Source organism: Streptomyces sp. NPDC001941 (assembly GCF_040296945.1).
Taxonomy (GTDB): Bacteria; Actinomycetota; Actinomycetes; order Streptomycetales; family Streptomycetaceae; genus Streptomyces.
Genome location: NZ_JBEOYE010000101.1, coordinates 1 through 21375, shown reverse-complemented (window position 1 = coordinate 21375; position 21375 = coordinate 1). Strand labels below are relative to the sequence as shown.

Here is a 21375-nt window from a genome sequence, read left to right as displayed (position 1 = left end):
CATGAGCGAACTGACCGCGCAGATGTCGCTCGCGTCGGGTGGCTGGCGGCTGTACGTCGCCGAGCTCGGCGAGACGCACTGGCCGACCTTCTACTGGCGTCACTCGGGCGCGCTGCCCACCGGGGCGGAGCGCCGGGACGCGCTGGCCAGTCTCGGCTACGAACTCGCCCCGGACGGGAGCTGGTCGTGGACGGAGTACAGCGTGGAGTCCGGTGACGACTCCACGCCGGTCGTGCTGATCGCCGCCGCACTGGTTCGTCCCTGCGGGGAGGTTCCGGCATGAGCACCACCGGAAAGCCTCTGACCCGCGTCCAAGGGGCCGTGCTGGGCCTGGCGTTCGTGCCGATGCTCGCCACCGGTGTGGCAGGCGGCATGGGGACGTTCAGCAACATCGGCCATGCCTACGGCGAGGGGACCGCGCTCGGTGCGGTCGCGGCCGGCGAAGGCGCCACCGCCGTGCTCGCCCTGGTCCTGCTCGGGCTGACGATGCTGGGCCAGTCCTCCCCGCTCGTGATCCGGCTCGGCTTGTGGCTGCTGCCGGCGGCTGCGTCGGCGATGGCCGCGATGGCGGCGACCGATGCGGCCACCACGGTCATCTACGCCGTGACCCCGATGGGCATGTGCGTCTCGGCGGAGGGCATGGCGTTCCTGGCCCGCCGCATCGCCGTCCACGCCCACGGCCACGATGCCGAAGGCGAGCGCCGGGCCGTGGAGACGGTGCAGGCGCTCGCCTACCACCGGGCCCGCGCCGCCAACCACCCCGATGAGCGGGTGCGTCAGCGCTCGGACCGGGCGTCGTGGCGGCTGGCCCGCCGGGTCGGGTCGGGGGACGCGGCGCTGGGGTCGCGGCTGCTCGATGTCCAGCGCGCCCGCGTCACCACCGGCGCCGACGCGGCCCTTGCCGACATGTTCAGCCTCACCCCGCCCGCCCCGACTCCGCCAGGCACGAATGCGGAGGAATCCACCGGAACTAAGAGGATTCGGTCTACTCCTGACCTGCCCGAATCGGCTCCCGCGCCGATCACGGTGAACCGGGTCGTGCTGCCGAAGGCGGTGCAGGTCGGGTTCCTCAAGCCGGTTCTGCCCGTCAAGCCGCTCCGGGCGATCGAGTCGGCCCCGGCTCCGGTCGACCCGGGGCGGCGGGCGGTGGCGGCGGACGCGGTCCGGCCGCGCCGGGCTACGGGCCGTGTCCCGGAGTCGGCCCGGTCGGCGCGGCCCAAGCGGACCCCGGATCAGCTCCTCGCTGAAGCGCGGTCGGTCACGGCCGGGTGGCCGGTGGAGCGGCTGACGGCGGAGGGCATCCGCCTGGCGGTGCACACGTCGCCGAAGAACGCCCGGATGCTGCGCGAGACGCTGCGCGCCGAGCGTGAGCGTGGGGCGGTGGCCTGATGGCCACCGCGTACGCCGACTGCTTCGACCCGACCGGCGCCCGCTACGGCATCCCCACCTACCCGTGGCGGTACGCGCCGGACGGCTACGCCACCCGCCGACAGCTTCGCGCCCAAGGGCTCCGGCCCGGGGGTCAGCCGGTCGCCGCCCAGCTCATGCGTTCCTCCCGGCGCCGCAAGAGCGGCGTGGCGGTGGCCTACCTGTACCGGGTGGACCGGGCGGTGCCGGTGCGGCCGATGACGTCGCGGAAGTGGGGTGCGCTCGCGCTGGCGATGCTCGCCCGCCGCACCTGCCCCATCTGCCGGGCCACGTACGGGTACTGCCTGCCTACTTCGCTCGGTATGTGCCTGAACTGCGCCGACTCCGAAGGGACGAACCATGGAATCGCTGCCTGAGATCGCGAAGGTCGTCCAGCTCCCGGACGGCCGCTACGCCTACGCCGACCCCTCCCGCATCGCCCCGGCCACCGGGGCGCCGCAGATCATCCACCAGCACGTCCACCAGGCGCCGCCGGACCGGACGGTGCAGCGCATCGCGCTGGGCTCCGGTGTCGGCGCCGGGGCGGTCGCCGCCGGCGTCTACTTCGGACCCCTCCTCGTCGGCGTGCTCACCGCGATCGCGGCGAACCTGGCCCTGCTCGCGTTCCTCGCCGTGGTCCTGGTCTGGGGCGTGGTCACCGTGGTCCGCACGCTGGGCGGGGGCGATGGCCGCCGGGCCGCCCGGCGTGTACGCCGCACCCGGGGCCGTGGGCGTGGTCGTCGCTGACGGTTGCCTGTCCGCTCCCGGCGGTCGGGGGCGGGCGGGGAGCCGGACAGTCCGGCCCGGAACGGAGACCCGCATGTCCAGTTCGGAACCGCGCCTGACCGTGGGCGAGAAGACCAGGGTCGCGCTGTACGTGGCCCGGATGGCCAAGCGCAGCCTCGCCGACGGCCACACGGGCCGCGTCTACCAGGAGGACTTGCAGCGCCGCGTGGACCGGGTCATCGACAAGGCCCGTGAGCGCGAGGAGCGCGGCGGCGGGCGCAAGTAGCTGTGCCCCGGGGGCGGCCGTCCCGGCCAAGGAATCGGGCCGCCCCCGGGCCTACCCCACCACCCTTTCGAGCAGCGGGAGAAGCCCAGCATGACTGACCCGTCCCAGGGCCCGCACCTCAAGCCCGTACCCAACCCCACCCCCACCCCCGACCCCGGGCCCGACCCGGATCCCGGTATCCCCGCGGTGCCGGCGGCGGTGGACAACCCCAAGTTGCCGGATCCGAAGGTCCGGATAGAGAAGCGCCGCCCGGTCCTGGCCGGGTGGCTGACCAACCGCCGGGACTTCCTGGCCACCGCCCGCCACACGGGCGCGAACGTCGGCTACGCAGCCCTGTTCCACGGCGTGCGCCTCCCGGTCTACGCCGGCCGCCTGTCGTTGATGTCGCCGCGGGGCGCCTGCCGGTTCGTCTCCTCCACCCACCGGTGGGTGTGGGACCGGGAGGCAGCGCCGCTGCGGGAGTTCGCGGTGCGCAACGAGGACGTGGAGGAGTACATGCGCCTGGCCCGCCTGCGGGCCGGACGCGTCCGCCTGCGCGGCCTGGTCACCCTCGTCGCGGCCGTCTTCGGGATCGGGTTCGCGCTGTACCTGTACGTCATGGCGCCCGGCTTCCTGTACGCCTTCGCCGCCGGCGGCGTGCTCCTGCTCGGCGTGGCCGGTCAGCAGCCCGACGCCCCGGTGGTGGGTCCGGCGGTGCTGAAGACGGAGGTGCAAAAGCTCACCGGCTCCATCGTGCTGCGCGGACTCGACTCGATCGGCAACGCGAAGATCACCGCCGCCATCAAGAAGGGCGGCGACATGAACGGCATGCGCTTCACCTCCGAAATCGTGCGCGACGGGCCCGGCTACCGCGCCGACCTGGACTTGCCGTACGGCGTGACGCCGGACGACGTGATGAAGGAGCGTGAGCCCCTGGCGTCGGGTCTGCGGCGCAAGGTCGGGTGCGTGTGGCCCGCCCCGGATCCCGAGCAGCACGAAGGGCGACTGGTGCTGTGGGTGGGGGACAAGCCGATGAACGAGACGACCAAGCCCGCCTGGCCGCTGCTGAAGAGCGGGCAGGTGGACCTGTTCAAGCCCGTGGTGTTCGGCAACGACCAGCGCATGCGGGACGTCTCGGTGACCCTCATGTTCGCCGCGATCGTCGTCGGCTCCATCCCCCGCATGGGAAAGACCTTCCTCATGCGGCTGCTCTTGCTGATCGGGGCGCTCGATCCCCGGGCGGAGATCCACGCGTTCGACTTCAAGGGCACCGGCGACTTCTCCGCCCTCGAACCCGTCTGCCACCGCTACCGGGCCGGTGAGGAAGACGAGGACATCGAGTATGTCGTCCAGGCCCTGCGCGAGCTCAAGGAGGAACTGCGCCGCCGGGCCAAGGTCATCAAGTCCCTGCCCCGTTCGCGGTGCCCGGAGTCGAAGGTGACGCCCGAACTCGCCTCGGACAAGAAGCTGGGGCTGCACCCGATCCTGGTCGGGCTGGATGAGTGCCAGGTGGCCTTCGAGCACGAGAAGTACGGCCAGGAGATCGAGGCGATCTGTACCGACATCACCAAGCGCGGCCCTGCTCTGGGCATGGTCGGCATGTTCGGCACCCAGCGCCCCGACGCCAAGTCCCTGCCGACCGGGATCAGCGCGAACGCGGTGCTGCGGTTCGCCCTCAAGGTCATGGGCCAGCCTGCCAACGACATGATCCTTGGTACCTCGATGTACAAGGCGGGCTACCGGGCGACCATGTTCTCCCGCTCCGACCGGGGGATTTGCTGGATGGCCGGTGAGGGAGACGACCCGCGCATCGTGGCGTCGGCGTTCGTGGACGCGGTCGCCGCCGAACAGGTCGTGACCCGCGCCCGCACGATGCGTGACGAGTACGGCAACGTCACTGGCCACGCCATCGGCCACGGCCCCGCCCACACCACCGTCGGCTCCGACATCCTCGCCGACGTCCTGGACGTCATCGCTGATGACGAGAAGGCGGTGTGGTGCGAGCGCATCGCCACTCGCCTGGCCGCCCACACCCCGGCCACCTACGACGGCTGGCAGGGCGAGAACGTCACGGCTGCGCTCAAGCCGTGGGGCATCAAGGCCGGCCAGGTCTGGGGCACCACCGACGACGGCGAAGGCGCCAACCGGCGCGGCATCAAGCGCGCCGACATCACCGCCGCCATCACGCGCCGTAACGCCGACCGGGCCGCCGCCTAACCCTCAGCAGGGCTGCTAGGCCTAGCACCCGCGCCCGCTAGGTCTAGCACCCCCACTAGCGCCCCATAGGGCCGCTGATCAGCGATCTAGCTCCTAGCGGCCCACCTGCGCAAACCCCCAAAACCCCGCCCGCGAAGGGAAGTGCGCCCTCATGGCGCTCGCTAGCCTCGCCGTCCTCCTCGCCGCTGCCGGTTACGCAGCGTTGTGCGCTCTCTCGCCGTTCGCCGTCTGCCGCACCTGCTCCGGCAGCGGCCTGCGAACCCACCGGGGCCGTGGCCTCAAGCGCTGCCGGCGCTGCCGTGGCCACCGCTACCGACTCCGCGTGGGCCGGCGCCTGTTCAACACCGGGCGCCGCGTCCACCACGCCGGCACCCGCCCCAACCCCGCCCGCCGCCGACCCGAGGGAATCCGATGACCGAGACCATCGAAACCATCCGCTACACCGCCGACGTCCTCGCCCTGCGCGCGGACGGACACATCCTCCTGATCGAACGGGACTGGCCCCCGTACGAAGGCTGCTGGGCCCTCCCGGGCGGACACGTCGACCCCGGCGAGACCAGCCGCGCCGCCGCCGCGCGCGAACTCGCCGAAGAGACCGGCGTCCACGTCCCCGCCGCCGCGCTGCGCCAGATCGGCGTCTGGGACACCCCCGGGCGCGACCCGCGCGGCCGGTACGTCACCGTCGCCTACCTCGCCCACATCCCCGCCGGCACCGCCGCGACCGCCGGGGACGACGCCCGCACCGCCCGCTGGTGGGACATCTGCGACTACCTCAAGCTCACGCTCGCCTTCGACCACTCCGACATCATCCGCGCCGTCTTCGACCCCCAGCTGGAGAAGCCCTCATGGCCGTGACCGTCTCCCTCGTCGCCCTGTTCGGCCTGGTCCTGTTCTTCCTGCTCCGCTCCAAGAGCCTGAGCGTGGGGGCCGCGTTCATCGCCGTCATGTTCGGGTTCTTCCTCGCCTCCACCGGCGCCGCCGGACCCATCAACCACATGGCTAGCTCCGTGGTTGAAGCTTTCGCTGACTTGTGAGATCGGCGTGCGCTATGCCGGGTACTTCATGAGGAAAGCTCGTACGCCGTCAATAAAGCGTCTGGCTTCGTTGGCGTCGTACGAGTCGTACTCTCCGTGCGCAGCTTTATTTCGCAGGTCCATCCAAGCGGTGATTTGCTTTTGGCGGAGCCCGTCATAAACGCCGGCCTTTTTTAGGTCTGCGTTCATGGTGTCAGCCTTCTTCGGACTTCCCGCGATGGCGGTGGCTATGCCGTTCTTCAGGCACAACGCACGCACGTGCACCTCCAGCGAAGTGCCGGTGATGACAGCCGCAGCGTCTTTGTATCCCTTTTTGAGCAGGGCATCCGCCATCTCCAAGTAGTCGCTATAGGTGTCCGAGTGGACTAGCTCGACTACAGTTTCCGTCCAGCCCGCCTCCAAGTCGGCCCTGAACCCAAGAATTACCTGCAGGTGCGCGACCATGCGTTCGTAGTTGGCGCTGCTGCGATTACGCTTAAGCTGATCCCGATAGACTGAACCAGAAACCGTCATCCGCTCAATCGCGGCTTCCATGCGATTGGCGATGACGCCAGATTCGGCTTGGTTGTGACTGCCAGTAAGTGAGCGTCTGCCCATATATTTACTTACCAAGTCGATTAGGGAATCAAGCTGCTTGATCATTTCGTCGATCGCCAATTCTGCTCTCCATGCAGCGCCCGTTGGGCGAATCCCGGACCCAGGCTTGCCCTAGTTGAACTGATCAGCCTACGCCCAACAGGTCGATTCGGCACCGAAGTTACGCAAACGAGAAGCAGGGGGGCTGTCGGAGAGTGCAGACCAAGGAAGGAGCCAAGATCATAAAGCGACCTCTGGGGGCAGCGCTAGCGGGCTGCCCCAACAGGCTGCTCGCACCGGCCAGCAAAACGGAAGTGCTTCTCGAGTTATGAGAGGGGCCAGCCGGCGAACCCGGTATCGGTCTGGTAGACCAGCCCGATACCCAACTCGTCAAGGAGTGCCTGTACGTCCGGGGTGGGGGCACTCGGCAGCAAGACGGCAATGCGCAGGATTTCCCTCTTCGGGACACGACGGCGATAGTCGAGAAGCTGCCCAACGGCCATTCGCACGTTTGCCCTGGTCGTCTGCCCTTTCGCCTCGAACAAAACGTGGTCGGTGGCGTCGTACACGTCCGGGGTCAAAGAGCCCGGCTCCCCCTCGACAGTGAACTGAAAGCTGTGGGTCTGGTGGCCCTGATCCTTCAAGTGGGTCAGGAACGCCGTGACCAACTCAGCCTCGCGAAACAACACCTTGCGCTGCCTCGCCGTGATGTTTGCGATGGTCTCTGCGGTGTTGTGCTGCTGGTTCTTCTTGATCTTCGTAGTGTCCTTCGCCGGCACCACGGCGGGCTTGGCCACCACATCCGCGGGATCGATGATCTCCACGCTGTCCTTGGTGGCGGCGTGGACTCGGTCCGTCTCTGTCCACGCCGGTGTCGTGCCCTCTGCCGGGCGGAACCGGAAGACCAGTACGTTACGCATCACCCCGTCCTTTCCCGGAGCGCGACGCACGTCATAGGGCTTGATGGTGTCCAACACCATCTGTCCGATGTAACGCTGCTTCTTACCACCGCGCTTCGGCCTCTTGCCTTGCGCGACGAAGAGGTGCAACTCGCGCCCCTTCGCAACGTGAGTGAGTAGGGCCGTGTTGCGGCCAGTGGGCTGCTGGTCTCCCTTAGTCCCAGCACCGGTGTACGTGTACAGGGGGCCGTACTCGTCGTCTTCCGCACGCCCGTCGAAGGTGTACCCGTACTCCGCGCCCGCGGCCGGGTCGGAGTACACGAACACCTTGCCCGCGTCATCCGCCGGCTCGATGCCCTGGTACGTGCCACACCCGTAGGCAGCCGCGATGGCCTCTCGTGTCGTCACCAGTCCAGGCACCAGATCAAGAGTCGTCGTCATGCCCGCGACCCTAACCACACCCACTGACACCCCGCCGGGCTATCCGTATCCACAAGCCAACGAGGGCGGCCCCCGTCTCGCCAAAGGTCGGGGCCGCCCTCGTCTACCCACCAGCTCGACTGAACAGTGGAGGTCTCTCAGCATGCCTGATAACCGCTCCTCCTCGCTGCTCCGCGCGGCATTACAAGCCGCCGAACGCGGCTGGCACGTCTTCCCCCTCCGTCCCCACAGCAAGCGCCCCGCCCTCCACGGCGAACGCGCCTGCCCCCGTACCGGGGCCTGCTCCGGCGGGCACGCGAAGTGGGAGCAGCGTGCCACCACCGACCCCGGCCGCATCCGCGCCGCCTGGTCCCGCGCCCCGTACAACGTCGGCGTTGCCACCGGCCCGTCCGGGCTGCTGGTCGTCGACCTGGACATGCTCAAGCTCGAAGACCTGAAAGGAACGCCTGACGGCGTGACTTCCTTTGCAGCGCTCTGCGAGCGCGCCCGGGAAGCAGCGCCGGACACCTACCGGGTGCGGACCGCGCGCGGTGGGCAACACCTGTACTTCACCCAGCCCCCGGGCGTGCGGCTGCACTCCACCAAGGGCGCGCTCGCACCGAAGATCGACACACGGGGGTGGGGCGGCTACGTCGTCGCCGCCGGCAGCGCCACCCCCACCGGAGCGTACGAATCGCTGTGCGCCCCTGAGGCGGCCTGTCTGCCCTCCTGGCTCCACAGCGTCCTGCGACCGGTCCGCAAGGCCGCTGCGGCGCCTTCGGTGGCCATTACGGGGCAATCTCGGCGATACGCGGATGTAGCGCTCGCCAGTGAAGCGCGGAACGTTGCCGGAGCCCAAGCCGGCGAACGTGAAGCGAAGTTGTTCCGCGCCGCACGCGCGCTGGGGCGGTTCGTCGCATGGGGCGACCTCCCCCGGCACGTGGTTGAACAGGCTCTTCAGGAGGGGGGCGAGGCGGCCGGTCTGTCCGCGTCCGAGTGCCGCTCCACTCTGCGCAGCGCTCTGGACTGGTCGATCGCCCACAACCCGCGTCGCCGGGATGCGGCATGAGCGCCCGCTGCCATCTCCCTCTGAAGAGCATCACCGCCCCGGACTGCCCCAGGGCCGCCGCACAGCCGGTGAACGGCCCGGCCGTGGGCGCCCCGAAGGGCGTCGCCGAAGGCGTCGACACTGCCCTTCGCTCGAACCGCAACCGGCACGACCAGCCCGGCCACGACACGGGCGACCCGACCCCGGACCGGCCCGGTATCCGCATCTACGCACCGCCGGTCTACCGCCACCACTACGACGGTGCCCGCTGGTCCAAGCGCTACTGCAACACCCCCACCGCCGCATGCGCCTGCCCGTGCGGCGTAGTCGACTCCGCGACCGGCGCCCGGGAAGTCGCCCGGCTTGTCGAGCTGTGGAACCTGCACCGCTCCGCTTGCACCGGCACCCCTGTGCCGCACGAGGAAGGAAGGGCCGCCGCATGACCGACACCACCGACGGCGCCGCACTGCTCGATGAGGTGGAAGCCTTCCACCGCCGCTTCAACGTCTTCCCCACCGAAGCGGCCTACGTCGCCGTCGCCCTGTGGGACGCGCACGCCCACCTGCTCGACTGCTTCGACTCCACCCCGCGTCTGGCCTTCCTCTCCCCGGAGCCCGGATCCGGCAAGTCCCGCGCCCTGGAAGTGGTGGAGACCCTGGTGCCCCGGCCGCTGGCGGCCGTGGACGCGTCCGCCGCTGCCTTGTTCCGCTCCGTGTCCGGGATCGACGGCGGGCGTCCGACGATCCTTTTCGACGAAATCGACACCGTGTTCGGCCCCAAAGCCGGAGACAACGAGCAGCTTCGCGGGTTCATCAACGCCGGGCACTGGCGCGGCCGGGACACCTACCGATGCGTCGGCGACGGCGGGAACCAGACCGTTCAGGCGTTCCCGTCGTACTGCGCCGTCGCCGTCGCCGGACTCGGCCACCTGCCCGACACGATCATGACCCGCTCCGTCATCATCCGCATGCGCCGACGGGCCCCCAACGAGACCGTAGAGCCGTTCCGCACCCGTATCCACGTGCGGGAAGGCAACGAACTGCGCGACCGGCTGGCCAAGTGGGCGACGGGTGCGGAGAAGCAAGTCACCGACGTGTTCCCGGAGATGCCCGAAGGCGTCGTGGACCGTCCCGGCGACGTGTGGGAACCCCTGATCACTATCGCCGACGCGGTCGGCGGCGACTGGCCCCGCCGGGCGCGGGAAGCGTGCGTGGCACTGGTCAGTGCATCCCGCGTCAACGACAAGGGCAGCATCGGAATCCGCCTGCTCACAGACCTGCGCGATCAGGTCATGAGCGGCATTGACCGCCTGCCCACCGTCGCCATCCTGGATCGACTGAACGCGATGGACGACGCCCCCTGGCCCGACATGGGCGGCAAGCCGCTGGATTCTCGGAAGCTCTCCCGGATGCTCTCCGAGTACGTCACCGCCGATGGAGACCCGGTCACCTCCCGGAACATCAAGACCGGTGGCGGGGTCCTCAAGGGCTATTACACGGCCGACCTCACTGACGCGTGGTCTCGCTACTGCCCCCCGCCCCCTGGAAGTCCGCTACCTCCGCTACCGGGCACCGAAAACCTCACCTGACCAGCAACAACGCGGTAGCGGATGCGGTAGCGGATACCTGCGGGCCATCCGCTACCGCTACCCCTTCCGCTACCGCCGACAGGGGCTCTGACCTGCGCGGTAGCGGAGGTAGCGGAGGTAGCGGACCTGAGAGAAGGGGGTCGGAGACCGGGACCCTCGCTTCGCCCACGATCACAACGGAAAAGAGGACAGCGGCATGAGCGTCCGCGCGAGGGACGAGAAGCTGACGATCAAGGAAGTGCTTGCCGACCTCCGGGTGGCTCCGGCAACGTTCTACCGCTGGCGGCAACTCGGAAAGGCGCCCCGTTCCATCAAGCTCCCGAACGGCGACATCCGTATTCGGAAGTCCGAGTACGAACGCTGGCTCGCGGAGCGGGAGGACGCTGCGTGAGTAAAGAGAACGACAGCGCGGCCGGGCGCACTCGCGGGTCGGCCCGACTGGGCTACACCTTCGACGTCAAGCTGTGGAAGATCTCAAAGACTGGGCGCAAGTCCCGCCCGTGGCGCGTCCGTTGGGTAGTGGCCGGTCGAGTGTGGGGCGACACGTTTGCCACGTACCCGCTCGCCGAAAGTCGCCGCAACGAGTTGTGGAACGCCATGAACCGGCGTGGTGAGCCGTTCGAGATTGAGTCGGGACTTCCTGAGTCCGAGGTTCGGAGCGCGGAAGTTTCCGAAGCAGAAAAGGCCAAAGCCAAGAAGGACCCCACGTGGTGGGACTTCTCGCGGGAGTTCATGCACCGTCGTTGGCGGACGGCGGCGGCCAAGACTCGTGAGGGGTTCGCTGACAGCCTGGCGTCTGCGGCCTTGGGCATGATGGGGGAGGGGCCCGACGCGCCGGACGCCCAGACCGTGCGGCTGGCAGTGCGATGGGGTGTCGTCCCGGCCCACGCCGGGGAGAAGCCGCCGGCCGACTTGGAGGGCGCCTGCGCGTGGCTGGCGGAGCATTCCCTACGGCTGTCGAGGCTGACAACTGCTCAGACGGCTGAGGATGTTCACTACCGGCTCGCCTACAAGCTCGATGGGAAGCTGGCGGCCAAGGACACATACAAGCGTCGCCGCCGTGGTTTCAACGCAGCGATGAACTACGCGGTCCAACGCGAATATCTCGACACCAACCCGATTGCAGAGTTGGAGCGGTACGCCACGGCGGGGCGAGGCGCAATTGACCCGCGTGTTCTGATGAACGCCCGTCAGGGGCGCGACTTTCTCACCGCCGTCTCTTACGTAGGGTCGGTACACCGGAACAGGGGCAGGCGGCTGGTCGCCTTCTTCGGGTGCATCCTCTACGCCGCAATGCGCCCGGCCGAAGTTGTCGGCCTGCGGATGCAGGACTGCCACCTTCCCGAAAAGGGGTGGGGCGTACTCACCCTTCGGGAAACCCGCCCTGTGTCTGGGAAGAGCTGGACTGATTCGGGCGAGCGCCACGATAAGCGCGGGCTGAAGATGAGGGACCCCGAAACCGACCGGCCGGTGCCCATCCCGCCTGTCCTGGTGGCGATGCTCCGAGCGCACGTGAAGGAGTTCGGGACGGCGTCCGACGGGCGGCTGTTCCAGAACGAGCGAGGTGGGCTCGTGGGGACGTCCAGCTACTGGCGCGTCTGGCAGGAAGCTCGCCCGTTCGCCTTCCCGCCCCACAAGGCCGCGTCGCCGCTCGCGAGCAAGCCGTACGACGGCCGGGCGACGTGCATCACGGACTGGCTCCGGTCCGGGCTCCCCGTGGCCGAGGTAGCCCGCCGCGCGGGCACGTCGCCGGAGGTGATCGACCGGCATTACGCGGGGTGCGTCGACAACAGCGAGGCGGAGGACAACAAGAAGATTGAGCGAACGATGGGATGGGTCGGCGATGGCTCCGACGCAGCTTAGGGAACGTGCCGGAGCCGAGTCGCAACACTGAGCGTTCAACCAGCCAGCTAGATGGTGCCTTGCTTTGCCGCAGCGTGCCGGGCGGCGCGTTGCGCGGCCATTCTGGCCCGCTGCGCTGGCTGGACATAGAGCACGAGTACGGCTTCGGTGATTAGATCGGCAACATCGGAGAGTTCCTCGGGGGAGTATGCGAGGGCATCATGTGCTGCATCGTTGCCGACGATGCGAGCCTCATGGAAAGCATCCACGATTTCCTGAGATACGCCGAGCGAGGTTAGGCCAGTGATGCGCTCGAACAGACTGTTGCCGCTTGCCCCTTGTTCCTTGACGATCTGTTCTACCGTGGCCCTATAGCCAATCCCTGCCAGACGGTACGCCCCTGCAGCTTCTGCCAGCGCAGCTTCTGAGAAGACATCCCGAACACCTTCAGGAGCATCTGGATCTAGTTCGCGAGGCGTCATAGCGGGCCACACCTGTACGAGGTCAATGGTCCGGAAAACCTCGTTCGACGACTCTCGCTGCTCCTTGGTGAGAAGGCGCAGGTACGTGCTGTCCTTCTTGCACCAGTCGCATCGCAGGGTAAGTAGATGCCTGACGACATGAAGGTCCTCGCGGCTAAGGCCGCTTCCGTCCAGTCGTTCATGCAAGGTGCAGCGCAGAGTCGTGTGACGTACGCAGTGCGGGCACTCCCCGGCGATCTTTCTGACCAGAGGGTTGCTGCCGTCCAGGTTGCTGAAGCGATCCACGGGAGGACCGTAGCGCTACGAGCCGGTCGGGTGGCGTGTTTTTACTGAGCTCGGATGATCTTGAAGTGCGGGGAGGGGCCGTGGTCTGGACTGTGTCGGAGGTGTGTCGCGAACACTGAGAGGCAATGACAAAGAGCGGGAGTCAGTGAGACTGACTCCCGCTCTCTCAAGTCGGCATCCGCACTGGTCAGACCATGATTTTCGCTGGTTGACTGGCGAGTGCCCCCGGCAGGATTCGAACCTGCGCACACGGCTCCGGAGGCCGTTGCTCTATCCCCTGAGCTACGGGGGCGTACGCCGTGGTTGTGGCGACGGGTAGAACCCTACCAGCATCGGGAGGGTGCCCGTGAACTGCGTTTTCGCCGCGGGCGTCCCGGTCGTGTCGCCCGCACGGGGTGGAAGTGGGGAAAACCCGGACGCAGCCCCTGCGGCCGACCTACTCTCTAGTTGTGTCAGGCGTCTCCGGCCGCGTCCTCGTTGTCGACGACAACCGGGTCATTCGGCAGCTGATCAGGGTCAACCTCGAGCTGGAGGGCTTCGAGGTGGTGACCGCGGCCGATGGTGCCGAGTGCCTGGAGGTCGTGCACCAGGTGCGGCCCGACGTCATCACCCTCGACGTGGTCATGCCCCGGCTCGACGGGCTGCGTACCGCCGCGCGGCTGCGCTCCGATCCGCGGACGCGGAGCCTGCCGGTCGCCATCATCAGCGCCTGTACGCAGTACGAGGTCGACGCCGGGCTCGCCGCGGGGGTCGACGCCTTCCTCGCCAAGCCCTTCGAGCCCGCCGAGCTGGTGCGTCTCGTAAGGGAGTTGGCGCGCAGGCAGGGGCCGCCGTCGGTGGACGGGCGGCAGCAGGCCGGGTGGGCGCAGTGGACGCGGGGCTGACCGCATAGCGAAACCGGTTCGCGTGGGGCCCCCCTTCCTCCCATACGCTTGTCCCGTGACCCCCGCAGACCTCTCCCTCACCGTGCTGGGCGCCGTGCGCCGCGCGGTCGAGGACGGTGCCCTGCGCGTGGCCGTGCCCGACGACGTCAAGGTCGAGCGGCCGCGCGGTGGTGGCCGTGGGGACTGGGCCAGCGGGATCGCCCTCAAGCTCGCCCGGGGGAGCGGCATGGCGCCGCGCGAGGTCGCCGAGCTGCTCGGCGCGCGGGTCCGGGGGCTCCCCGGCATCCGGCTCGTCGAGGTCACCGGGCCCGGGTTCCTCAACTTCCATCTGGAGGGGGAGGGTACGGGTGAGCTCGTGCGGGCCGTGCTCGGGGGGACCGGTGCGTTCGAGGGGTGTGGCGTGGTCGCGGGCCGGGCTGGTGAGCGAGCCCTGCGAGGCCATGGCCGGGACCGGGGCTTTCCCGTGCCCACCGACGTCGACCCCCACTCCTCCCCCTCCGTCCGCGACGCCTCCCGCTGGGCCGCCGTCTGGCCCGCCGGGGCGCGGCAGGTGTACGAGCAGCGCGACGCCAATCCCCTCTTCCGGGTGCGCTACGCCCACGCCCGCTGCCGCGCGCTCGTGCGCGAGGCCGCGCGGCTCGGGTTCCGGGGGGAGCCGGGGGAGGTCCCGGGGGCGGACGCCCAGCGGCTGGTGCTCGCGCTCGGGGACTGGCCGCGCGCCGTCGGGGACGCCGTGCGGTACCAGGAGGCCGGTCGGGTCGCCCGGCAGCTCGACGCCGTGGCCGACGCCCTCCTGGACTTCCAGTACGACGTGCTGCCCCGCGGTGACGAGAAACCCTCGGCCGCCCACCGCGCCCGGCTCGCGCTCGCCGAAGCCGCCGGGACGGTGCTCGCCGGCGGCCTGTCCCTGCTCGGTATCAGCGCTCCCGAACACCTGTGAAGAGAGACCGGACATGAGTCGTTCCGCCCACCCCGCCGGGCCCCGCCACGCCGACGTGCTGCCCGAGGGGCACTACAGCGCCCCGCCCGCCGACCTCAACGCCCTCGACCCCAAGGTCTGGTCCGCCACCGTGGAGCGCGGCGCGGACGGCGTCGCCACCCTGGGCGGGATCCCGGTGACCCGCCTCGCCGAGGAGTTCGGCACCCCCGCCTACTTCGTCGACGAGGCCGACTTCCGGGCCCGCTGCCGCGCCTGGGCCGAGGCGTTCGGGGCCGACGCCGACGTCTTCTACGCCGGGAAGGCCTTCCTCAGCCGCGCCATCGTGCGGTGGCTGGGGGAGGAGGGGCTCAACCTGGACGTGTGTTCCGGCGGGGAGCTCAGCACCGCGCTGTCGGCCGGGATGCCCGCCGAGCGCATCGCCTTCCACGGCAACAACAAGTCCGACGACGAGATCCGGCGGGCCGTGGAGGCCGGGGTCGGGCGCATCGTGCTCGACTCCTTCGCCGAGATCGTGCGCGTCGCCCACGTCGCCGACTCGCTCGGCAAGCGCCAGCGCGTCCAGATCCGCGTCACCGTCGGCGTCGAGGCGCACACCCACGAGTTCATCGCCACCGCGCACGAGGACCAGAAGTTCGGCATCGCGCTCGCCGGGGGACAGGCCGCGGAGGCCGTGCGCAGGGCGCTCAAGCTGGACGGCCTGGAGCTCATCGGCATCCACTCGCACATCGGGTCGCAGATCTTCGACATGGCCGGCTTCGAGGTGTCCGCCCGCCGCGTGGTGGGCCTGCTCGCCGACGTCCGCGACGAGCACGGGGTGGAGCTGCCGGAGATCGACCTGGGCGGCGGCCTGGGCATCGCGTACACCTCCTCCGACGACCCCCGCGAGCCGCACGAGATCGCCAAGGCGCTGCGCGACATCGTCACCCGCGAGTGCGAGGCGGCGGGTCTCGCCGTGCCGCGGATCTCGGTCGAGCCGGGGCGCGCGATCGTCGGGCCCACGGCGTTCACGCTGTACGAGGTCGGCACGGTCAAGCCGCTCGACGGCCTGCGCACGTACGTCAGCGTCGACGGCGGCATGTCGGACAACATCCGCACCGCGCTGTACGACGCCGAGTACAGCGTCGCCCTGGTGTCGCGCCGCAGCGACGCCGAGCCGATGCTGTCCCGGGTGGTCGGCAAGCACTGCGAGAGCGGTGACATCGTGGTGCGCGACGCGTTCCTGCCCGCCGACCTGGCGCCGGGCGACCTGATCGCCGTACCGGCGACCGGGGCCTACTGCCGCTCGATGGCGAGCAACTACAACCACGTCACCCGGCCGCCCGTCGTCGCCGTGCGCGAGGGGGAGGCGCGGGTGATCGTCCGGCGTGAGACGGAGGAAGATCTCCTGCGTCTCGACGTCGGGTGATGAAATAGATGTCTCAGGATCCGGACGAGGGGCAGAAACCCCCGTCCGGTGAGTGAGACTGGTTCCTACCGTAGAAGTACAAGAAGTGAGGTCGGATGATGCGTACGCGTCCGCTGAAGGTGGCGCTGCTGGGCTGTGGAGTGGTCGGCTCAGAGGTGGCGCGCATCATGACGACGCACGCCGACGACCTCACGGCGCGCATCGGAGCGCCGGTCGAGCTCGCCGGCGTCGCGGTCCGCCGCCCCGACAAGGTGCGCGCCGGGATCCCGGCCGAACTGATCACCACCGATGCGACCGCCCTGGTCAAACGGGGTGACATCGACGTGGTCGTCGAGGTCATCGGCGGCGTCGAGCCCGCCCGCTCGCTGATCACCACCGCCTTCGAGCACGGCGCCTCCGTGGTCTCGGCGAACAAGGCGCTGCTGGCCCAGGACGGCGCCTCGCTGCACGCCGCCGCCCAGCAGCACGGCCGCGACCTCTACTACGAGGCCGCCGTCGCCGGTGCGATCCCGCTGATCAGGCCGCTGCGCGAGTCCCTGGCCGGCGACAAGGTCAACCGGGTCCTCGGCATCGTCAACGGCACCACGAACTTCATCCTCGACGCGATGGACACCTCCGGCGCCGGCTACTCCGAGGCGCTCGACGAGGCCACCGCGCTCGGGTACGCCGAGGCCGACCCGACCGCCGACGTCGAGGGCTTCGACGCCGCGGCCAAGGCCGCCATCCTGGCCGGCATCGCCTTCCACACCCGGGTGCGCCTGGACGACGTCTACCGCGAGGGCATGACCGAGGTCACCGCCGCGGACTTCGCCTCCGCCAAGCGCATGGGCTGCACCATCAAGCTGCTGGCCATCTGCGAGCGCGCCGCCGACGGCGGGTCCGTCACCGCGCGCGTACACCCCGCGATGATCCCGCTCAGCCACCCGCTCGCCTCGGTCCGCGAGGCGTACAACGCCGTCTTCGTCGAGGCGGAGGCGGCCGGGCGGCTGATGTTCTACGGACCCGGCGCGGGCGGCTCGCCGACCGCGTCCGCCGTCCTGGGCGACCTGGTCGCCGTCTGCCGCAACCGTCTCAACGAGGCGACGGGCCCCGGCGAGTCCGCGTACACCCAGCTGCCCGTGAGCCCCATGGGCGACGTGGTGACGCGGTACCACATCAGCCTCGACGTGGCCGACAAGCCGGGCGTCCTCGCCCAGGTCGCGACGGTCTTCGCCGAGCACGGCGTGTCGATCGACACGGTCCGTCAGACGGGCAAGGACGGCGAGGCGTCCCTCGTCGTCGTCACCCACCGCGCGCCCGACGCCGCCCTCTCCGGGACCGTCGAGGCGCTGCGCAAGCTCGACACCGTGCGCGGTGTCGCCAGCATCATGCGTGTTGAAGGGGAGTAAGGACCCATGACGAGCAAGGGCACCCACCAGTGGCGCGGCCTCATCGAGGAGTACCGGGACCGGCTCCCGGTCACGGACACGACGCCGGTCGTCACGCTGCGCGAGGGCGGTACGCCCCTCGTACCGGCGCAGGTCCTCTCCGAGCTCACGGGCTGTGAGGTCCACCTCAAGGTCGAGGGTGCCAACCCGACCGGGTCCTTCAAGGACCGCGGCATGACCATGGCGATCACCAAGGCCAAGGAGGAGGGCGCACAGGCCGTCATCTGTGCGTCCACCGGCAACACCTCGGCCTCGGCCGCGGCCTACGCGGTGCGCGCCGGGATGGTCTGCGCCGTGCTGGTGCCGCAGGGCAAGATCGCGCTGGGCAAGATGGGCCAGGCGCTGGTGTACGGCTCGAAGATCCTCCAGGTGGACGGCAACTTCGACGACTGCCTGAACCTGGCGCGGTCGCTGTCGGAGAACTACCCGGTGGCGCTGGTCAACTCGGTCAACCCGTTCCGCATCGAGGGCCAGAAGACCGCCTCGTTCGAGATCGTCGACGCGCTGGGCGACGCCCCGGACATCCACGTCCTGCCGGTGGGCAACGCGGGCAACATCACCGCGTACTGGAAGGGGTACAAGGAGTACGCCGCCGACGGCCCCGCCGCCCGCACCCCGCGCATGTGGGGCTTCCAGGCCTCCGGCTCCGCGCCGATCGTGCGCGGCGAGGTGGTCAAGGACCCCTCGACCATCGCCACCGCGATCCGCATCGGCAACCCGGCCTCCTGGAACCACGCGCTGGCCGCGCGCGACGAGTCGGGCGGCTTCATCGACGAGGTGACGGACCGACAGATCCTGCGCGCCTACAAGCTGCTGGCCTCCCGGGAGGGCGTGTTCGTCGAGCCCGCGTCCGCCGCGTCCGTGGCCGGCCTGCTCAAGGCCGTCGAGGAGGGCAAGGTCGACAAGGGCCAGCGGATCGTCTGCACGGTCACCGGAAACGGCCTCAAGGACCCGGACTGGGCGGTGGCCGGAGCGCCGCAGCCGGTCACGGTCCCGGTCGACGCCGCGACGGCCGCGGAGCGGCTCGGACTGGCCTGATCCGGCCCCCGGGCCCGCCCGGAAAAGGCGACAAGCCGCTCAGGAACGTACAGAGGGGCACAGGAGCGCTCGCGACACGCATCGTGCGCCTCCTGTGCGCCCTATGTCGCCACGGAACCTTCCTTCGATAGGCTGTACCCAACCCGCCCCGCCGCATATGCCGCGGTGTTGTTGCCGTTGTCTCCGTCGTCGTCGCTCCCGGCGATCCGGCCACTGGCGGCCCCACGGGTACGAGCACCTCCTCTTGGACCCCCGAGTTCAAGAACCCCCGCAGTAAGAACCTCGCAGTAAGAACCCCGCAGTCAGAACCAAGGAGAGTCATCGAGCGATGGCCGGTCCCGCGTTCCGCGCCGCCGCCGTCCGGGTGCGCGTCCCCGCCACCAGCGCCAACCTCGGCCCGGGCTTCGACGCCCTGGGCCTCTCGCTGGGGCTGTACGACGACGTGGTCGTCCGGGTCGCCGACTCCGGGCTGCACGTCGACATCGCCGGCGAGGGTGCCGAGACGCTCCCGCGCGACGAGAGCCACCTGCTCGTACGCTCCCTGCGCACGGCCTTCGACCTGCTCGGCGGTCAGCCGCGCGGCCTCGAGGTCGTCTGTGCCAACCGGATCCCGCACGGCCGGGGCCTGGGCTCCTCCTCCGCCGCGATCTGCGCCGGCATCGTCGCCGCCCGCGCGGTGACCATAGGCGGCGACGCCCGCCTCGACGACACGGCCCTGCTGGAACTCGCCACCGAGATCGAGGGCCACCCCGACAACGTCGCCGCCTGTCTGCTCGGCGGCTTCACGCTCGCCTGGACCGAGGGCGGGGCCGCCCGGGCGATCAGGATGGACCCCTCGGATTCCATCGTTCCGGTGGTTTTCGTGCCCGGCAAGCCGGTGCTCACCGAGACGGCCCGCGGCCTGCTGCCGCGCACCGTCCCGCACGTGGACGCCGCCGCCAACGCGGGACGTGCCGCGCTCCTCGTCGAGGCCCTGACCCGGCGCCCCGAGCTGCTGCTGCCCGCCACCGAGGACCGCCTCCACCAGGACTACCGGGCCCCCGCGATGCCGGAGAGCGTCGCGCTGGTCAACCGGCTGCGGGCGGACGGCGTCCCCGCGGTCATCTCCGGCGCGGGCCCCACGGTCCTGGCGCTGGCCGAGGACGGTGCGGCCGACAAGGTCGCACGGCTGGCGGGCGAGGGGTGGGCGGCCAACCGGCTCCCCCTCGACGTCGCGGGTGCGAGCGTGCTGCCGCTCGCGCCCTAGGGACACGGATTGCCGGTGTGGGAGAGGGGGAATGTTTGTTGGAGCCGGTAGTGTTAATCTCAAGTCTGCACCCGACGTCTTTGTGGCGCGGTGCTGCGTGTCCCCCTCCGGGACCACCATTCTTCCGGGAGCCTCCCCAACTGCCTGAGCAGCCTGCCTGAGCAGTTTCGAGCACGCTCCGGAACCGGCACGACACCCCTCGCTCTTCCCCGGTGAGGGCCGAGCAGGGGGCCTCGGGCCGGACCACAGCACGTTTCTCCCTTCCGCCGGTCCCCGGCGGGACCACCGCCCCGACACGGTCCGCAAGCCAGGGCCGTAGTCGGACAGCACAACCGGTCGCCGAGCCAGAAGGCCGACGTCCGCTCCAGGGAAGGACCCTTCGTGAGCGACACCACCGATCTGATGGGCGTGACTGCCGACAAGAGTGTCGACGCCGCCGCGCCCGCCGCAGGTGCTGCCTCGGGCACCACCTCACGGCGCCGCCGCTCCGGCACCGGCCTTGAGGGCATGGTCCTGGCCGAGCTGCAGCAGGTCGCGTCCGGCCTCGGCATCAGGGGCACCGCGCGGATGCGCAAGAGCCAGCTGATCGAGGTCATCAAGGAGGCGCAGGCCGCGGGCGGTGCCCCGGCGAAGAGCGCCGAGGCCGCCGAGTCCAAGCCGAAGCGCCGTGCCACCTCCAAGGCCCGCGCCACCAGCGAGGAGACCGTCGCGGCCGCCGCGGAGAAGGCCGAGAAGGCCACCGCGCAGCAGCAGATCGAGATCCCCGGCCAGCCGGCCAGCGACGACCAGCCCGCGGGCGAGCGCCGTCGCCGCCGCGCCACCTCCCCGGCCGGCAGCCCGGAGGGCGACGCCAAGGCCGAGGCCAAGGCGGAGTCCCGTACGGACGTCAAGACCGAGGTGAAGGCCGAGGCCAAGGCGGACGCGCAGCCGGAGGCCAAGGCCGAGGCCGCCGCCGACAACGCCGAGGGCCGTCGCGGCCGTGACCGCGGCGAGCGAGGCGAGCGCGGCGAGCGAGGCGAGCGTGGGGAGCGCGGCGACCGCCGCGAGCGCCAGCGCGACCGCCGTGGCAACAAGGGCGACGACCAGCAGGGCGGCGGACGCCAGCAGCAGGGCGGCGGCCAGCAGCGCCAGGGCGGCGGCGGCAACAACCAGCCGCAGGACGACTTCGACGACGAGGCGGGCGGCCGTCGCGGACGCCGCGGGCGCTACCGCGACCGCCGGGGCCGTCGCGGCCGCGAGGAGTTCGGCGCCAACGAGCCGCAGGTGGCCGACGACGACGTGCTGATCCCCGTCGCGGGCATCCTGGACATCCTCGACAACTACGCGTTCATCCGGACCTCCGGCTACCTGCCGGGCCCGAACGACGTGTACGTCTCGCTGGCCCAGGTCCGCAAGAACGGCCTGCGCAAGGGCGACCACGTCACCGGTGCGGTGCGCCAGCCCAAGGAGGGCGAGCGCCGCGAGAAGTTCAACGCGCTGGTGCGCCTGGACTCGGCGAACGGCATGGGGGCCGAATCCGGCCGTGGGCGACCGGAGTTCAACAAGCTGACCCCGCTGTACCCGCAGGACCGCCTCCGTCTGGAGACGGACCCGGGCGTGCTGACGACGCGGATCATCGACCTGGTGTCGCCGATCGGCAAGGGCCA

Annotated in this window: 23 protein-coding genes and 1 tRNA gene; 20 read left to right on the top strand and 4 right to left on the bottom strand. The window is 70.1% G+C overall.

Going from position 1 to position 21375, the window contains the following annotated elements; all coding sequences use genetic code 11:
• The first annotated feature begins 1 nt into the window (after nt 1).
• The 8 genes from ABT160_RS39310 to ABT160_RS39275 all read left to right on the top strand — a co-directional run bounded on the left by ABT160_RS39310 (nt 2) and on the right by ABT160_RS39275 (nt 5649).
• The gene (locus tag ABT160_RS39310) at nt 2–283 is read left to right on the top strand and encodes a DUF6303 family protein (protein ID WP_351653355.1); all 282 of its coding nucleotides are present in this window, start codon (nt 2–4) and stop codon (nt 281–283) included.
• A complete protein-coding gene (locus ABT160_RS39305) occupies nt 280–1389 on the top strand; it encodes a conjugal transfer protein (protein WP_351653353.1) in 1110 nt (369 codons plus the stop codon). The genes ABT160_RS39310 and ABT160_RS39305 overlap by 4 nt, the downstream gene beginning before the upstream one ends.
• Entirely contained in the window at nt 1389–1784 is a 396-nt protein-coding gene (locus ABT160_RS39300) for an RRQRL motif-containing zinc-binding protein (protein ID WP_351653351.1), read from the top strand. The genes ABT160_RS39305 and ABT160_RS39300 overlap by 1 nt, the downstream gene beginning before the upstream one ends.
• The gene (locus ABT160_RS39295) at nt 1768–2154 is read left to right on the top strand and encodes a DUF6251 family protein (RefSeq protein ID WP_351653350.1); all 387 of its coding nucleotides are present in this window, start codon (nt 1768–1770) and stop codon (nt 2152–2154) included. Before ABT160_RS39300 ends, ABT160_RS39295 begins: the two co-directional genes overlap by 17 nt.
• Nucleotides 2155–2227: 73 nt before the next feature.
• On the top strand, nt 2228–2419 hold the full coding sequence (locus ABT160_RS39290) for a DUF6257 family protein (protein ID WP_351653348.1): 192 nt from the start codon (nt 2228–2230) through the stop codon (nt 2417–2419).
• Between the two features lie 90 nt (nt 2420–2509).
• Nucleotides 2510–4615, top strand: coding sequence for a cell division protein FtsK (locus tag ABT160_RS39285; RefSeq protein ID WP_351653346.1), 2106 nt, complete (start codon nt 2510–2512; stop codon nt 4613–4615).
• Nucleotides 4616–5026: 411 nt separating this feature from the next.
• On the top strand, nt 5027–5470 hold the full coding sequence (locus ABT160_RS39280) for an NUDIX domain-containing protein (protein ID WP_351653344.1): 444 nt from the start codon (nt 5027–5029) through the stop codon (nt 5468–5470).
• Nucleotides 5461–5649, top strand: coding sequence for a hypothetical protein (locus ABT160_RS39275; protein ID WP_351653343.1), 189 nt, complete (start codon nt 5461–5463; stop codon nt 5647–5649). Before ABT160_RS39280 ends, ABT160_RS39275 begins: the two co-directional genes overlap by 10 nt.
• A 12-nt stretch (nt 5650–5661) precedes the next feature.
• Here the strand turns inward: ABT160_RS39275 and ABT160_RS39270 are convergent, their stop codons facing one another.
• Together ABT160_RS39270 and ABT160_RS39265 are read right to left on the bottom strand one after the other, a co-directional pair.
• Nucleotides 5662–6306 carry a hypothetical protein gene (locus ABT160_RS39270; RefSeq protein WP_351653341.1) on the bottom strand — a complete coding sequence of 215 codons (645 nt, stop codon included), beginning with the start codon at nt 6304–6306 and terminating at the stop codon, nt 5662–5664.
• 245 nt (nt 6307–6551) lie between these two features.
• On the bottom strand, nt 6552–7565 hold the full coding sequence (locus tag ABT160_RS39265) for an SRA domain-containing endonuclease (protein ID WP_351653339.1): 1014 nt from the start codon (nt 7563–7565) through the stop codon (nt 6552–6554).
• 142 nt (nt 7566–7707) lie between these two features.
• On the opposite strand from ABT160_RS39265, the gene ABT160_RS39260 reads away from it, so the two are divergent.
• The 5 genes from ABT160_RS39260 (at nt 7708) to ABT160_RS39240 (ending at nt 12043) form a co-directional block, all read left to right on the top strand.
• Nucleotides 7708–8613: a bifunctional DNA primase/polymerase gene (locus ABT160_RS39260; protein WP_351653337.1), complete on the top strand. Its 906-nt coding sequence runs from the start codon at nt 7708–7710 to the stop codon at nt 8611–8613.
• Entirely contained in the window at nt 8610–9035 is a 426-nt protein-coding gene (locus ABT160_RS39255; protein WP_351653336.1) for a hypothetical protein, read from the top strand. Before ABT160_RS39260 ends, ABT160_RS39255 begins: the two co-directional genes overlap by 4 nt.
• Complete coding sequence (locus ABT160_RS39250) at nt 9032–10180, top strand: DUF3631 domain-containing protein (protein WP_351653334.1); 1149 nt, start codon at nt 9032–9034, stop codon at nt 10178–10180. The genes ABT160_RS39255 and ABT160_RS39250 overlap by 4 nt, the downstream gene beginning before the upstream one ends.
• A 196-nt stretch (nt 10181–10376) precedes the next feature.
• Nucleotides 10377–10571, top strand: coding sequence for a helix-turn-helix transcriptional regulator (locus ABT160_RS39245; RefSeq protein WP_351653332.1), 195 nt, complete (start codon nt 10377–10379; stop codon nt 10569–10571).
• Nucleotides 10568–12043: a tyrosine-type recombinase/integrase gene (locus ABT160_RS39240; RefSeq protein ID WP_351653331.1), complete on the top strand. Its 1476-nt coding sequence runs from the start codon at nt 10568–10570 to the stop codon at nt 12041–12043. The genes ABT160_RS39245 and ABT160_RS39240 overlap by 4 nt, the downstream gene beginning before the upstream one ends.
• A gap of 47 nt (nt 12044–12090) precedes the next feature.
• Here ABT160_RS39240 and ABT160_RS39235 read toward each other — a convergent pair whose 3' ends face one another.
• The gene (locus tag ABT160_RS39235) at nt 12091–12789 is read right to left on the bottom strand and encodes a DUF4145 domain-containing protein (protein ID WP_351653329.1); all 699 of its coding nucleotides are present in this window, start codon (nt 12787–12789) and stop codon (nt 12091–12093) included.
• Nucleotides 12790–13009: 220 nt separating this feature from the next.
• Nucleotides 13010–13081: transfer RNA gene (locus tag ABT160_RS39230), tRNA-Arg, on the bottom strand.
• Between the two features lie 157 nt (nt 13082–13238).
• Between ABT160_RS39230 and ABT160_RS39225 the strand changes: the two genes are divergently transcribed.
• From ABT160_RS39225 to ABT160_RS39195, 7 genes are all read left to right on the top strand, one after another.
• Nucleotides 13239–13673, top strand: coding sequence for a response regulator (locus ABT160_RS39225; RefSeq protein WP_502984380.1), 435 nt, complete (start codon nt 13239–13241; stop codon nt 13671–13673).
• 55 nt (nt 13674–13728) lie between these two features.
• A complete protein-coding gene (gene nrtL, locus ABT160_RS39220; protein ID WP_351653325.1) occupies nt 13729–14613 on the top strand; it encodes an ArgS-related anticodon-binding protein NrtL in 885 nt (294 codons plus the stop codon).
• A 13-nt stretch (nt 14614–14626) separates the two neighbouring features.
• A complete protein-coding gene (gene lysA, locus ABT160_RS39215; protein ID WP_351653323.1) occupies nt 14627–16018 on the top strand; it encodes a diaminopimelate decarboxylase in 1392 nt (463 codons plus the stop codon).
• 95 nt (nt 16019–16113) lie between these two features.
• Nucleotides 16114–17406 carry a homoserine dehydrogenase gene (locus tag ABT160_RS39210; protein ID WP_351653321.1) on the top strand — a complete coding sequence of 431 codons (1293 nt, stop codon included), beginning with the start codon at nt 16114–16116 and terminating at the stop codon, nt 17404–17406.
• A gap of 6 nt (nt 17407–17412) precedes the next feature.
• Complete coding sequence (thrC, locus tag ABT160_RS39205) at nt 17413–18483, top strand: threonine synthase (RefSeq protein ID WP_351653319.1); 1071 nt, start codon at nt 17413–17415, stop codon at nt 18481–18483.
• A gap of 328 nt (nt 18484–18811) precedes the next feature.
• Entirely contained in the window at nt 18812–19729 is a 918-nt protein-coding gene (gene thrB / locus ABT160_RS39200) for a homoserine kinase (protein WP_351653317.1), read from the top strand.
• Nucleotides 19730–20110: 381 nt separating this feature from the next.
• The coding region (locus ABT160_RS39195) for a Rho termination factor N-terminal domain-containing protein (protein WP_351653315.1) at nt 20111–21375 on the top strand (1265 nt) is incomplete at its 3' end.

Coding starts and splice junctions, on each gene's coding strand:
- ABT160_RS39250 (WP_351653334.1), top strand. CDS start 9,032: ATGACCGACACCACCGACGGCGCCGCACTGCTCGATGAGGTGGAAGCC.
- ABT160_RS39275 (WP_351653343.1), top strand. CDS start 5,461: ATGGCCGTGACCGTCTCCCTCGTCGCCCTGTTCGGCCTGGTCCTGTTC.
- ABT160_RS39285 (WP_351653346.1), top strand. CDS start 2,510: ATGACTGACCCGTCCCAGGGCCCGCACCTCAAGCCCGTACCCAACCCC.
- ABT160_RS39290 (WP_351653348.1), top strand. CDS start 2,228: ATGTCCAGTTCGGAACCGCGCCTGACCGTGGGCGAGAAGACCAGGGTC.
- ABT160_RS39255 (WP_351653336.1), top strand. CDS start 8,610: ATGAGCGCCCGCTGCCATCTCCCTCTGAAGAGCATCACCGCCCCGGAC.
- ABT160_RS39295 (WP_351653350.1), top strand. CDS start 1,768: ATGGAATCGCTGCCTGAGATCGCGAAGGTCGTCCAGCTCCCGGACGGC.
- ABT160_RS39310 (WP_351653355.1), top strand. CDS start 2: ATGAGCGAACTGACCGCGCAGATGTCGCTCGCGTCGGGTGGCTGGCGG.
- ABT160_RS39260 (WP_351653337.1), top strand. CDS start 7,708: ATGCCTGATAACCGCTCCTCCTCGCTGCTCCGCGCGGCATTACAAGCC.
- thrB (WP_351653317.1), top strand. CDS start 18,812: ATGGCCGGTCCCGCGTTCCGCGCCGCCGCCGTCCGGGTGCGCGTCCCC.
- ABT160_RS39245 (WP_351653332.1), top strand. CDS start 10,377: ATGAGCGTCCGCGCGAGGGACGAGAAGCTGACGATCAAGGAAGTGCTT.
- ABT160_RS39280 (WP_351653344.1), top strand. CDS start 5,027: ATGACCGAGACCATCGAAACCATCCGCTACACCGCCGACGTCCTCGCC.
- ABT160_RS39210 (WP_351653321.1), top strand. CDS start 16,114: ATGATGCGTACGCGTCCGCTGAAGGTGGCGCTGCTGGGCTGTGGAGTG.
- lysA (WP_351653323.1), top strand. CDS start 14,627: ATGAGTCGTTCCGCCCACCCCGCCGGGCCCCGCCACGCCGACGTGCTG.
- ABT160_RS39300 (WP_351653351.1), top strand. CDS start 1,389: ATGGCCACCGCGTACGCCGACTGCTTCGACCCGACCGGCGCCCGCTAC.
- ABT160_RS39265 (WP_351653339.1), bottom strand. CDS start 7,565: ATGACGACGACTCTTGATCTGGTGCCTGGACTGGTGACGACACGAGAG.
- ABT160_RS39305 (WP_351653353.1), top strand. CDS start 280: ATGAGCACCACCGGAAAGCCTCTGACCCGCGTCCAAGGGGCCGTGCTG.
- thrC (WP_351653319.1), top strand. CDS start 17,413: ATGACGAGCAAGGGCACCCACCAGTGGCGCGGCCTCATCGAGGAGTAC.